The sequence below is a fragment of the Streptomyces sp. NPDC047061 genome, assembly GCF_040643955.1.
Lineage (GTDB): Bacteria > Actinomycetota > Actinomycetes > Streptomycetales > Streptomycetaceae > Streptomyces.
On sequence record NZ_JBEYVI010000002.1, the window covers coordinates 237,119 to 249,565 of the forward strand.

Consider the following 12,447-nt stretch of genomic DNA (forward strand, 5'->3'; position numbering starts at 1 on the left):
CTGTGGTCTGTCGAGGGAGTGAGGGACGGGCGATGCGGGAGACGGTGGGCGGTGAACCGACCGCGGTCCTCGCCGCGGACTACTTCGCGTCCTACTCGGTCGTGGGGCTGCTGACGCTGGTCGGCGTGCTCTTCGTAGCCGTCGCCTTCGGCGCCGGCCGGCTGCTGCGCCCGGTGGTCCCCACACCGGAGAAACTCCTCACCTACGAGTGCGGCGTCGACCCCGTCGGCGAGGGCTGGGCCCACACCCAGGTCCGCTACTACGTCTACGCCTTCCTCTACGTCATCTTCGCCGTCGACTCGATCTTCCTGTTCCCCTGGGCGACGGTCTTCGCCGCCCCCGGCTACGGCGCGACCACGCTCGTGGAGATGTTCATCTTCCTCGGCTTCCTCGCCGTGGGCCTGCTGTACGCATACAAGAAGGGCGTCCTGACATGGACGTGATGCCGGAGCCCGTGCCGCTGCCGGAGCCGCAGAGGCTGGGCACGCTCGCCCGCCTTGCCCCCGAACCGATGAAGGTCGTCCTCAACTGGGGCCGCCGCTACTCGCTCTGGGTCTTCAACTTCGGCCTCGCCTGCTGCGCGATCGAGTTCATCGCCGCGTCGATGGCCCGCCACGACTTCATCCGCCTCGGCGTGATCCCCTTCGCGCCGGGCCCCCGCCAGGCCGACCTGATGGTGGTCTCGGGCACGGTCACGGACAAGATGGCCCCGGCGGTCAAGCGCCTGTACGAGCAGATGCCCGAGCCGAAGTACGTCATCTCCTTCGGCGCCTGCTCGAACTGCGGCGGCCCCTACTGGGACTCCTACTCCGTCACCAAGGGCGTCGACCAGATCATCCCCGTGGACGTCTACGTCCCCGGCTGCCCGCCGCGTCCCGAGGCGCTCCTCCAGGGCATCCTCAAACTCCAGGAGAAGATCGCCGCGGAGTCCCTGAGCGAGCGCTACGGCACCCCCCGCCCCTCCGCCGCGGCCCTCCAGAGCGGCCTGGTCCGGCCTCCGGTCCCCACGACGCACGACGGCCAGGGGGACCCACGATGACCGCCCCGACCGGCTGGCTGCCGGCCCCGGCCGAGGAACTCTTCGGCACCGACGCCACCGCCGAAGAGTCCTACGACGTCCTGACGGTCGACGTCCCTCCCTCCTCCTGGCTCGCCGCCCTGGAGATCGCCCGTACGACCCTCTCCTGCACCTACTTCGACTGGCTGAGCGCGGTCGACGAACCAGGCACCGGCTTCCGTGTCTCCGCCCACCTCGTCGCCCTCGCCCCGGTCCGCCGCCTGCTCCTGCGCACCACCGTCCCGCACGCCGCCCCCGAACTCCCGTCCGCCGTCGGCGTCTTCGCGGGCGCCCGCTGGCACGAACGCGAGACCCACGAGATGTTCGGCGTCCGCTTCACCGGCCACCCCGGCCTGGACCACCTCCTCCTCCCGGAAACCTTCGAAGGCCACCCCCTCCGCAAGGACTTCGTCCTCGCGGCCCGCGTCGCCAAGGCCTGGCCCGGCGCCAAGGAACCGGGCGAGTCCGACCACGGCGGCCCCAAGCGCCGCCAGATGCTGCCCCCGGGCGTCCCCGACCCCAACGAGTGGGGCCCCCTCAAGGGCCAGCTCCCGGCCGCCCCCGCCCGCCCGGCGCGAGCCACAGCGGGCCGCCCCGCCGGCGAACGCCCGGCCCGTGCGACCGGCGAACGCCCGGTACGCCGCTCACGCACGACCGCGGAGGGCTCGGCGAGCCAGGCGGCCGAGGTGGCCGAGGCAGCCGGGCCGGCTGAGACGACTGCGGCGGCTGCGGCGCCTGCGGCGGCGGCCGAGACGCCTGCCGAGGGCCTGGCGGGGCCGACGGCCGCTCCACGCCGCGCACGGACCGCGAGCGAGGGATCCGCCACGCAGCGGACGGCCTCCGACGCGGAGAAGACGCCCGCCGAGGGGAGCGCCGCGCAAGGCACCGCTGCGGAGGAGGCGACCGCTCCTGCCGCGGAGCCGTCGGCCGCTCCCCGGGGGCCGCGCCGGGCACGTACCGCATCGGGCGGCTCCGCTTCACAGCGTGCGCAGGAGACGGAGACCCCGGCGGTGCCGGTCACACCGGCCCGCCCCGCAACCCCCCGCAGCTCGGACGCGCCGTGGCACCACGCCCGCCCGGCCTTCGAGGAGCCGGGGACGGAGGAGCCGACGGCACCGGGGCCGCCCGAGCCGCGCCCTGCCGCGCCCCAGGAGCCCGAGCCGAGCCCTGCCGCGCCCGTGGAGCCGGTGGAACCCGGAGCGCCCGTGGAGCCCGAGCCGGACCCGGCCGAACCTGAGGCACCCGAGGACTCCGGTCCCGAACCGTCGGGTCCCGAACCGTCCGGCCCCGGACCGTCCGGTTCCGAGGCCCCGCCCTCCGACGCCCCGCCCCACCCCGAAGCCCCCGCCCCCGCCGCCCCCGACGACCCGCCAGGAGGCCCGCAGTGAACGACGCTCTGGACGTCGCCCTGCGACTCCTCATCGTGTTCGTCGTCTTCCTCACCTTCCCTCTGATCGTCGGTCAGACCGAGCACAAGGTGATGGCCCACATGCAGGGCCGCCTCGGCCCGATGTACGCCGGTGGTTTCCACGGCTGGGCCCAGCTGATCGCCGACGGCGTGAAGTTCGCGCAGAAGGAGGACGTCGTCCCGGCGGGCGCGGACCGCCGTGTCTTCCAACTGGCCCCCGCGGTGGCCCTTCTCCCGTATCTGCTGGTGCTGCTCGCCATCCCGATCGGCCCCGGAGAGGGCGCGGTCGGTCAGGTCCTGGACGCGGGCGTGTTCTTCGTGCTGGCCGTGATGGGCATCGGCGTCCTCGGCTCGCTCATGGCCGGCTGGGCCAGCGCCAACAAGTTCTCCCTCCTCGGCGGCCTGCGCACCGCCGCCCAGCTCCTCGCCTACGAACTCCCGATGCTGCTCGCCGCCGCCTCCGTGGCGATGGCGGCCGGAACCGTCTCCCTGCCGGGCATCGTGGGTTCCTTCCACTGGTGGTGGCTGCCCTGGCAGATCACCGGCGGCCTGGTCTTCTTCGTCGCCGGCCTCGCGGAACTCCAGCGGCCCCCGTTCGACATGCCCGTCGCCGACTCGGAGATCATCTTCGGCGCGTACACCGAGTACACCGGCCTGCGCTTCGCCCTGTTCCTGCTCGCCGAGTACGCCGGGATCGTCGTCCTGTGCGGCCTGACCACCGTCCTCTTCCTGGGCGGCTGGCACGGCCCGTGGGGTGCCGACGGCCTCGGCTGGCTGTGGACCCTGCTGAAGACGGCCCTCCTCGCCTTCGTCGTGATCTGGCTCCGCGTGACCTACCCCCGGCTGCGCGAGGACCAGTTGCAGAAGTTCTCCTGGACCCTCCTCGTCCCCCTCTCTCTCGCCCAGATCGCCCTCACCGGCATCGTCAAGGTGGTGATCTCCTAACCGTGGCTCCCATTCCCGGAAGTGGCCTCGCCAAGGGCCTGGCCGTCACCCTGCGCACGATGACCCGGAAGTCGGTCACCGAGCAGTACCCGGACGCCCTTCCCGACCTCCCGCCCCGGACCCGGGGTGTGATCGGGCTGTTCGAGGAGAACTGCACGGTCTGCATGCTCTGCGCCCGTGAGTGCCCCGACTGGTGCATCTACATCGACTCCCACAAGGAGACCGTCCCGGCGGCGGCCCCGGGCGGCCGCGAACGCAGCCGCAACGTCCTGGACCGCTTCGCCATCGACTTCTCCCTGTGCATGTACTGCGGTATCTGCATCGAGGTCTGTCCTTTCGACGCGCTGTTCTGGTCCCCGGAGTTCGAGTACGCCGAGACCGACATCCACGAACTCACCCACGAGCGCGACAAGCTCCGCGAGTGGATGTGGACGGTCCCGGCCCCGCCCGCCCTCGACCCCGGCGCGGAGGAACCGAAGGAGATCGCCGCCGCCCGCAAGACCGCCGAGAAGCTCGCGGCCGCCCAGGCCGAGCCGCGGGAGGGGGAGCAGTGATCCCTCTCGCCCAAGCACCGCACGGATTCCTGTCGCCGACCGGTGTCGAGATCGCCTTCCTCCTCGTCGGCCTGGTCACCTTCGGCGCCGCCCTCGTCACAGTCACCACCCGCCAGCTGGTGCACGCCGCCCTGTGGCTGGTGGTCGCCCTCGGCGGGATCGCCGTCGAATACCTGCTGCTCACCGCCGAGTTCATCGCCTGGGTGCAGGTCCTCATCTATGTCGGCTCCGTCGTCGTCCTCCTTCTCTTCGGTCTGATGCTCACCAAGGCCCCGATCGGCCGATCCCCGGACGCCGACTCAGGAAACCGCTGGGTCGCGCTGGCCGTGGCCGTCGCCGCCGCAGCCGCCCTCGTCTGGGTGGTCGTGGACGCCTTCCGCACCACCTGGATCGACCTCGACGGCGCCGCCGCCGGCTCGACGAAGGTCACCGGCGCGAGCCTCTTCCAGAACTGGGTCCTGCCCTTCGAGGCCCTCTCCGTCCTCCTCCTCGCGGCCCTCGTCGGCGCGATCGTCCTGTCCCGGAAGGCGGAGGCGGAGTCGGCCCCGCCCCCTGTGAACGGCCGGACCGTCACGCAGAGTTCCCCTCCCGTCACAGGTTCCGGGATTCACCCGATCGGGCAACGGACCGAGCAGGCTCCCGAACAGAAACCCGAACAGAAACCCGAACAGAAACCCGAGCAGAAGCCCGGGCAGGAATCCGGGCAGGAATCCGAGCAGGAAGGCGCCCGCTGATGCACCTCGCCTATCCCGCCGTTCTCGCCGCTCTCCTCTTCTGCACCGGCCTGTACGGCGTCCTGGCCCGCCGCAACGCGATCCTGGTCCTGATGTCGGTCGAGCTGATGCTCAACGCCGTCAACCTCAACCTCGTCGCCTTCGACGTCTGGCTGAGCAAGACAGCCCGGGACACCCTGCACTCCGGCCAGGCCCTGACCCTGTTCACCATCGCCATCGCCGCCGCCGAGATCGGCATCGGCCTGGCGATCGTCCTCGCCGTCTACCGCAACCGCGGCACCTCCGACATCGACCGGCTCCGCGACACCGCCGAGGGCCACGACGACGGCACGCCCCCGGACGAGGCGGCCGACGAGAAGGCTGAGGCCACCGCGTGACCACGACCACCCTCGCCGTCCTCGTCCCCCTCCTGCCGTTCCTCGGCGCCGCCGCCGGTCTGCTCCTGGGACGCACCGCCCCCGGTTTCGTCCGCCCGCTCGCGATCCTGCCGACGCTCGCCGCGCTGGCCCTCGCCTGCACGGTCGCCGCCGACCAGGGCGGCGGCCGGGCCGTGGACGCCCACACCGAGCTCACCCCGACCGGCTCGGTCCCCGTCGAACTCGCCCTGCACATCGACGGCTTCGCCGCCCTCGTCGCCATCCTGGTCGCCTTCGTCGCGACCTGCGTGCAGATCTACTCGACCGGCTACCTGCGCGAGGACCCGCGCTACCCCTCGTACGCCGCCCTCGTCTCCCTGTTCACCTCCGCGATGCTGCTGGTCGTCTACTCCGGCGACCTCATCGTGCTGCTGGTCGGCTGGGAAGTCATGGGCATCTGCTCCTACTTCCTGGTCGGCCACTACTGGGAGACCGCCGAGGCACGCGCCGCCTCCATGAAGGCCTTCCTGGTCACCAAGCTCGGCGACGTACCGTTCCTGATCGGCCTGTTCGCGCTGGCCACCGACGCCGGGTCGTTCCGCATCACCACGGTCCTCGGCACCGTCGCGAACGGCGGGCTGCACCACCCCACCCTGGTCGGCCTGCTGCTCCTGTGCGGAGTGGCCGGCAAGTCCGCGCAGTTCCCGCTGCACACCTGGCTCCCCGACGCCATGGCCGGCCCGACCCCCGTCTCCGCGCTGATCCACGCCGCGACCATGGTCGCCGCCGGTGTCTACTTCGTCGCCCGCCTTCTCCCGGTCTTCGAGGCCAGTGCGGCCGTGATGGTCGTCCTCGCCGTCATGGCTGCCGTCACGATGGTCGGTTCGGCTCTCGCCGCGCTCGCCCAGGACGACATCAAGCGCGTCCTCGCCTACTCGACGATCGGCCAGCTCGGCTACATGACCGGCGCGCTCGCCGTCGGCGACCGTGGTGCCGCCGTCTTCCACCTCCTGTCCCACGGCGCCTTCAAGGCGCTCCTGTTCCTCGCGGCCGGCGTGATCATCCATGCCGCCGGCACCAACTCGCTGGCCGTCATGTCCCGCACCTCAGGCCTGCGCGACCGGGTCCCGGACGCCTACTGGACGATGACCGTGGCCCTGCTCGCGCTCGCCGCGATCCCTCCCTTCAGCGGCTTCTTCTCGAAGGAGTCCGTCCTCGGAGCCGCGGAGCACGCGACGACCGGTCACGCCGAGCACGTCCCCGGCAGCGCCGGCTGGATCGTCCTGGTCGCGGGCCTGGCGACCGCGCTGCTGACCGCCGCCTACGCGACCCGGCTGTGGCTGCTGACCTTCCGGGGCCGGGGAGCCGAGGCACCCGACCACGGCAGGCAGCCGCGGTCCATGACCGTGGTCCTGTGGGTCCTGGCCGTGCCGTCCCTCGCCTTCGGCGGGTTCGCCTACCGCTCGCTGCCCGGCTGGTTCGACGGCCGCGCCCTCACCCCGACCCTCACCACGTCGGTCCTCGGCACCGGCCTCGCGCTCGTCGGCGGACTCGTCACCTACGGTGCCTGGCAGCGCACCAGGGCGCTGGCCGCCCGCGTCCCGCTCGGGGCGGTCGTCACCCACCCCGAGGGCGAACCCGGACTCGTCGAGGCCGAGGCCATCGCCGCCCACCAGCAGGTGTTCGGCGACGTGGCCTACGCACCCGACCCGGCGGACCCCGGCCGGCTGCTGCTCGGCCCCCTGCACCGGCACGCGGCCGAGGGCTTCCACCTGGACGCCGTCTACGACGCGCTGTTCGTCCGCCCGGTGCTGGCCGCCGCGAGTCTCGTCCAGTTCCTCGACCGCGAGGTCGTCGACACCTACGTGCGCGGGGCGGGCGCTCTGCCCCGCCTGCTCGGCGCCGCCGTACGGCGAGCCCAGACCGGCAACGTCCAGACCTATGTGAGCGCGCTGCTCGCCGGCACCGTCGTCCTGGCGGTCGCCGTCCTCCTCGTCGCCACGGGAGCGTGAGCAGGCGTGATCGATATCAGCGAGTCCGTGATGCAGTTCCTTCTGGCATTGATCGTCGTCGGCCCGCTTCTCGGCGCGGTCGCCGCCCTGCTGCCCGCCCCGCCCGGGCTGAAGGGGAAGTCTCCCGAGCAGGCCGTGCTCCGCCACGGCGTGACCGTGACCGGCGCGATCCTCATCGCCGCGATCGTCCTCGCGCTCGGCTTCGACCAGGACCATCCGTCGAGGATGCAGGCCACGACCGACATCAGCTGGATCCCCGCACTCGACGTGCGCATCCACCTCGGCATCGACGGCATCTCCCTCCCCCTCGTGGTCCTGACCGCGCTGCTGACCTTCCTCTGCGCGCTCTACTCGTACTTCAACCCGCCCGCGGGCCCGTCCCCGAAGGCCTTCGTCGCACTGATCCTCGTCCTGGAGTCCGGCACCCTCGCGAGCTTCGCCGTCCTCGACCTGCTGCTGTTCTTCCTCGCGTTCGAGACGGTGCTCATCCCGATGTACTTCCTCATCGCCCGCTGGGGCGGCGCGGGGCGGACCAGGGCCGCCTGGAGGTTCATCCTCTTCACCCTGCTCGGATCCGTCGTCATGCTGCTCGGCCTGCTCCTGATCGGAATCAAGGCGGGCACGTTCGACATGGTGGCACTCGCCACTGACAACGGCCGGTCGCTGACCGCATCCGTGCAGGTCATCGCCGTTCTGACGATCGGGATCGGGCTCGCGGTCAAGACCCCGATGTGGCCCCTGCACAGCTGGCTGCCGGACGCCCACACCGCCGCGCCGACCGTCGGCTCGGTCCTGCTCGCAGGTGTCATGCTCAAGATGGGCACGTACGGGTTCGTCCGGATCCTGCTGCCGGTCGCGCCCGACGGATTCCGCACCTTCGCGCCGTACCTCGCCGCCTTCGCGGTCGTCGGGATCATCTACGGGTCCCTGGCCTGCCTGAACCTGGCCAAACGAGGCGCCAAGGGCGACCTCAAACGGCTGATCGCCTACTCCTCCGTCGGCCACATGGGCTTCGTCCTGCTCGGCATCGCCACCATGACCCCGACCGGCGTCAACGGCGCCCTGTTCGCCAACATCGCCCACGGCCTCATCACCGGCCTGCTGTTCTTCCTGGTCGGCGGCCTGAAGGACCGCACCGGCACCACCGACCTGGACACCCTCGCGGAGGAGACGGGAGCCGCGCTGTACGGCAGGGCACCGCGGCTCGGCGGGCTGCTCGCGTTCGCCGCCGTCGCCTCGCTCGGGCTGCCCGGCCTCGCCGGGTTCTGGGGCGAGATGCTGGCCCTGTTCGGAGCCTTCAAGCCCGCCACCGGCCTCAGCCGGCCGGCCTTCCTGACCTTCATGGCGATCGCCGCCTTCGGCACCCTGCTGACGGCCGCCTACATGCTGGCCGTGGTCCGCCGCGTCTGCATGGGCGCCACACCGCAGGACATGCCGGAACTCGCCGACGTCCGCACCTACGAGTTCGCGGCCTGGACCCCGCTCGTCGCCCTCACCGTCGTCGCCGGACTGTGGCCGAGGGCCCTGCTCGGTCTGACCGATCCGGCCGTCCAGCAGCTCCTCGCAGGAGGCACCCGATGAGCGCCCTGGCCCAGCCACTGGCCGCGAACCTCGTCCAGTCCGTCGACTGGCTCGCCATCGCCCCGCCCACCCTCACCGCGGTCGTCGGCCTGATCGTCCTGATCGCCGACCTCTTCGTACCCGAGGCAAAGAAACCGCTCCTCGGCTGGGTCTCGGTCGCCGGACTCACCGCGGCCACCCTCCTGCTGCTCCCGCTCCTCGACCACGACCGCAGCACCTTCTGCCTGACCGGCAGCACGCGCGCGTGCAGCTACACGGCCGACCGGTTCACCCTGGTCGTGCAGTTCCTCGTCCTCGGCGGCGCCCTGCTCACGGCCCTGCTGTCCCTCACCGCCCTGAAGGACGGGAACCGCCGCTACCCCCAGGGCGAGTTCTGGTTCCTGCTGCTCTCCTCGGCCGCCGGCGCCGCCCTGCTGCCCGCCTCCCGCGACCTCGCCACCCTGATCGTCGCCCTGGAGGTCGCCTCCCTGCCCGCCTTCGCCCTCGTCGGCATCCGGCACGGCGACAAGAGGTCCTCCGAAGCGGCCCTGAAGTTCTTCCTGTCCTCGGTGACCGCGACCGCGGTCAGCCTCATGGGCGTCAGCTTCGTGTACGCCACCACCGGCAGCCTCTACCTCACCCAGGTCGCCGACCGGATCCAGCACGTCGACGGACAACTGCACACCCTCGCCCAGACGGGCGTCGTCCTCACCCTCGTGGGTTTCGCGTTCAAGACGGCCGCCGTCCCGTTCCACTTCTGGGTGCCCGACACCTACGTCGGCGCCCCGCTCCCGATCGCCGCCTACCTGTCGGTCGTCGGCAAGGCCGTAGGCTTCTCCGGCCTGATCCTCGTCACCGTCGTCGCCTTCCCGTCGTACGCCGACGTCTGGGGACCCGCGCTCGCCGCCCTGGCCGCCCTCACCATGAGCGTCGGCAACGTGGCGGCCCTGCGCCAGCAGGCCACGCGCGCGTACAGCGCGGTACGACTGCTCGCCTGGTCGTCGGTGGGCCAGGCCGGCTATCTGCTGGTGCCGATCGCCGCCGCCGGATACACCAGGGACGCCCAGAAGGCCGTCGGCTCCACCGTCGCCTACGCCCTCATGTACGCCGCCGTGAACCTCGGTGCCTTCGCGGTGGCCGCCGCCGTCGCCCGCACCCAGCGGCTCAACCGGATCTCCGACTACCGCGGCCTGTACGCCAGGAACCCGCTCACCGCACTGCTCCTCGCGTTCTTCCTGCTGTGCCTCGCCGGACTCCCGCCCGGCATCATCGGCCTGTTCGCCAAGGTCACCGTCTTCTCGGCGGCCGTCGACGCCGGCCTCGGCTGGCTCGCCGTCGTCATGGCCATCAACGTGGTGATCGCCCTCTACTACTACCTCCAGTGGACGGCCCTGCTGTTCCGCGCCCCCGAGGGCGAGCCCGTCAGGCACCGTCTCCCGGCCCCCCTCACGGCCGCGCTCGCCCTCACCGGCACCCTCGGCGTCGTCCTCTCCGGAGCACCGCAGCTGGTGCTCCGCTTCGCCGCCACGGGCCTGTTCTGACGCCCTGCACGCGCGCGTGGGGAGACATCCCGCACGCCCGCGTGCCGGGCGGTCACGCGCGCCCGGCACGGCCCTCACCCGGACGGCTCACGCGGCGCACAGCGGGCACAAGGGAACTAGTGGCCGTCGCCTGGCGTTGACCAGTGCGAAAGGGTCCACTGGACGTGACACCACGACACCGGTGGCATCGCAGATCGGAAGGCAGCACCGCAGGCAAAGGGTTCCCCTGCCGCACGACTTGGAGGGCGTACCGTGCACCGCCGGCACAACGGGCTCAGGACCGCAGTTCTCCTCGGGGGACTGTCGGCACTCATCATCGTCATCGGCAGCTTCTTCGGCCGAACGGGTCTGATCGTCGCGGTCCTCGTCGCCCTCGGGACGAACGCGTACGCGTACTGGAACAGCGACAAACTGGCGCTACGCGCGATGCGCGCCCGCCCGGTGAGCGAATTCGAGGCCCCGGCCCTGTACCGGATGGTCCGCGAGCTCTCCACCCAGGCCCGCCAGCCCATGCCCCGCCTGTACATCTCCCCGACGGAGGCTCCGAACGCCTTCGCCACGGGCCGCAATCCGCGCAACGCCGCCGTGTGCTGCACGGAAGGCATCCTGCGCATCCTGGACGAGCGGGAACTGCGCGGTGTCATCGGCCACGAACTCAGCCACGTCTACAACCGCGACATCCTCATCTCGTCCGTCGCCGGCGCCCTCGCCTCGGTGATCATGTTCCTCGTCAACTTCGCGTGGCTGATCCCGGTCGGCCGTTCGGACGACGACGACGGTCCCGGATTCCTCGGCCTGCTGCTGATCATGATCCTGGGTCCGCTCGCCGCCAGCCTCATCCAGCTCGCCATCAGCCGCTCCCGGGAGTACGAGGCGGACGCCTCCGGCGCCCAGCTCACCGGCGACCCGCTCGCCCTCGCCAGCGCCCTGCGCAAGCTCGACGCCGGCACCAAGCAGCTCCCGCTGCCCCCCGAGCCCCGGATCGAGACCGCGAGCCACATGATGATCGCGAACCCCTTCCGTCCGGGGCAGGGACTGTCCAAGATGTTCTCGACGCACCCGCCCATGGCGGAACGGATCGCCCGGCTAGAGAAGATGGCAGGTCGCCCGCAGTGAAGACCATCCTGAACATCATTTGGCTCGTCCTGAGCGGCTTCTGGCTGTTCCTCGGCTACCTGCTCGCGGGCGTGATCCTCTGCATCACGATCATCGGCATTCCATTTGGCATAGCAGCGTTCCGTATCGGCGTGTACGCCCTCTGGCCCTTCGGCTACACGACGGTGGAGCGCCGCGACGCGGGTGCCCCCTCCTGCATCGGCAACGTCCTGTGGCTGGTCCTCGCGGGCTGGTGGCTGGCCCTTGCCCACATCGTCACCGGTATCGCGATGTGCCTGACGATCATCGGTATCCCGTTCGGCATCGCCAACTTCAAGCTGATCCCGGTCTCCCTGCTCCCGCTCGGCCGCGAGATCGTCCCCACGGACCAGCCGTTCGCGACCCGCTGACCGCTCCTCGTCCTCTCGAAGAAGACCGACCTCATCCGACGTCATCCGACGTCTCCGGCCGACGAGTTGTCCACAGGCCGGAGCGTCGGCGGGAGGTTGTCCACAGGCCGGCCCGGTTGTCAGTGGCGGGCTGCATCATGAAGCCATGACCGAGATCGAGCAGTTGCTGACACAGGTGACCGCGCAGGCCCGCGACTCCCGCCCGTGGGGCTGGCCTTCGCTCCCCGCGCCCGTCGACGCCGCCACGCTCGACCGCGCCGGTCAGGCCCTGGGCTTCCCGCTGCCACCGCTCCTCGCCGCGCTCTACGAGCGGGTGGGCGACGGCGGGTTCGGCCCGTCGTACGGCCTGCTGCCCCTGCTCGACGCGGCGCCCTCGGGCGAACCGGCCGCCGTCACCCAGTACCTCACCAACCGCGAGTACGGCCGCAAGAACCCGGACCGGCCCTGGCCCGAGGGCGTCCTGCCGATATCCCACTGGGGCTGCGGCATGTACGCGTGCGTCGACTGCCGGACCCCACAGGCCACGGTCCTGCTCTACGAGCCGAACGCCGACGACGCCGACGGCGCCTGGTTCGTGGACGCGCCCAGCCTCACCGACTGGCTGCGCGTATGGCTGGAGGGCACGGGCTGGTACGAGGAGACCGACGAGGGCACCGACCTGGCGCCCTGGGCCGACTTCCGGATACGCACGGCTCCGGAGCAGGCCTCCTGAGAGAGCCGGGGCCTGGCGAGCGCGGACGCCGCCGTCCTGCGCCACAGGCAGCGGAAGCGGCGT

Annotated in this window: 13 protein-coding genes; all 13 read left to right on the plus strand. The window is 71.4% G+C overall.

What is annotated here, in order from left to right:
• Window positions 1-32: 32 nt before the first annotated feature.
• The 13 genes from ABZ887_RS04470 (at window position 33) to ABZ887_RS04530 (ending at window position 12,384) form a co-directional block, all read left to right on the plus strand.
• Window positions 33-443, plus strand: coding sequence for an NADH-quinone oxidoreductase subunit A (locus ABZ887_RS04470; RefSeq protein WP_361282830.1), 411 nt, complete (start codon window positions 33-35; stop codon window positions 441-443).
• Window positions 434-1,039 carry an NADH-quinone oxidoreductase subunit B family protein gene (locus ABZ887_RS04475; protein ID WP_361282832.1) on the plus strand — a complete coding sequence of 202 codons (606 nt, stop codon included), beginning with the start codon at window positions 434-436 and terminating at the stop codon, window positions 1,037-1,039. Before ABZ887_RS04470 ends, ABZ887_RS04475 begins: the two co-directional genes overlap by 10 nt.
• Window positions 1,036-2,445 carry an NADH-quinone oxidoreductase subunit C gene (locus ABZ887_RS04480; protein WP_361282834.1) on the plus strand — a complete coding sequence of 470 codons (1,410 nt, stop codon included), beginning with the start codon at window positions 1,036-1,038 and terminating at the stop codon, window positions 2,443-2,445. The genes ABZ887_RS04475 and ABZ887_RS04480 overlap by 4 nt, the downstream gene beginning before the upstream one ends.
• Window positions 2,442-3,410: a complex I subunit 1 family protein gene (locus ABZ887_RS04485; protein WP_361282836.1), complete on the plus strand. Its 969-nt coding sequence runs from the start codon at window positions 2,442-2,444 to the stop codon at window positions 3,408-3,410. The genes ABZ887_RS04480 and ABZ887_RS04485 overlap by 4 nt, the downstream gene beginning before the upstream one ends.
• 2 nt (window positions 3,411-3,412) lie before the next feature.
• Window positions 3,413-3,964, plus strand: a complete 552-nt coding sequence (locus ABZ887_RS04490; RefSeq protein ID WP_361282838.1) for an NADH-quinone oxidoreductase subunit I — start codon at window positions 3,413-3,415, stop codon at window positions 3,962-3,964.
• Window positions 3,964-4,698: an NADH-quinone oxidoreductase subunit J gene (locus ABZ887_RS04495; RefSeq protein WP_361283353.1), complete on the plus strand. Its 735-nt coding sequence runs from the start codon at window positions 3,964-3,966 to the stop codon at window positions 4,696-4,698. The genes ABZ887_RS04490 and ABZ887_RS04495 overlap by 1 nt, the downstream gene beginning before the upstream one ends.
• On the plus strand, window positions 4,698-5,075 hold the full coding sequence (nuoK, locus tag ABZ887_RS04500) for an NADH-quinone oxidoreductase subunit NuoK (protein WP_361282840.1): 378 nt from the start codon (window positions 4,698-4,700) through the stop codon (window positions 5,073-5,075). The genes ABZ887_RS04495 and nuoK overlap by 1 nt, the downstream gene beginning before the upstream one ends.
• Window positions 5,072-7,066 (plus strand): NADH-quinone oxidoreductase subunit L, encoded by a 1,995-nt coding sequence (locus tag ABZ887_RS04505; protein WP_361282842.1) that lies wholly within the window; start codon window positions 5,072-5,074, stop codon window positions 7,064-7,066. Before nuoK ends, ABZ887_RS04505 begins: the two co-directional genes overlap by 4 nt.
• A gap of 6 nt (window positions 7,067-7,072) precedes the next feature.
• A complete protein-coding gene (locus tag ABZ887_RS04510) occupies window positions 7,073-8,647 on the plus strand; it encodes an NADH-quinone oxidoreductase subunit M (RefSeq protein ID WP_361282844.1) in 1,575 nt (524 codons plus the stop codon).
• Complete coding sequence (locus tag ABZ887_RS04515; RefSeq protein ID WP_361282846.1) at window positions 8,644-10,167, plus strand: NADH-quinone oxidoreductase subunit N; 1,524 nt, start codon at window positions 8,644-8,646, stop codon at window positions 10,165-10,167. The genes ABZ887_RS04510 and ABZ887_RS04515 overlap by 4 nt, the downstream gene beginning before the upstream one ends.
• 252 nt (window positions 10,168-10,419) lie before the next feature.
• Window positions 10,420-11,283, plus strand: coding sequence for a zinc metalloprotease HtpX (htpX, locus tag ABZ887_RS04520; RefSeq protein WP_361282848.1), 864 nt, complete (start codon window positions 10,420-10,422; stop codon window positions 11,281-11,283).
• The gene (locus tag ABZ887_RS04525; RefSeq protein ID WP_089099495.1) at window positions 11,280-11,672 is read left to right on the plus strand and encodes a YccF domain-containing protein; all 393 of its coding nucleotides are present in this window, start codon (window positions 11,280-11,282) and stop codon (window positions 11,670-11,672) included. Before htpX ends, ABZ887_RS04525 begins: the two co-directional genes overlap by 4 nt.
• A 145-nt stretch (window positions 11,673-11,817) precedes the next feature.
• Complete coding sequence (locus tag ABZ887_RS04530) at window positions 11,818-12,384, plus strand: SMI1/KNR4 family protein (RefSeq protein WP_361282851.1); 567 nt, start codon at window positions 11,818-11,820, stop codon at window positions 12,382-12,384.
• Window positions 12,385-12,447 lie beyond the last annotated feature (63 nt).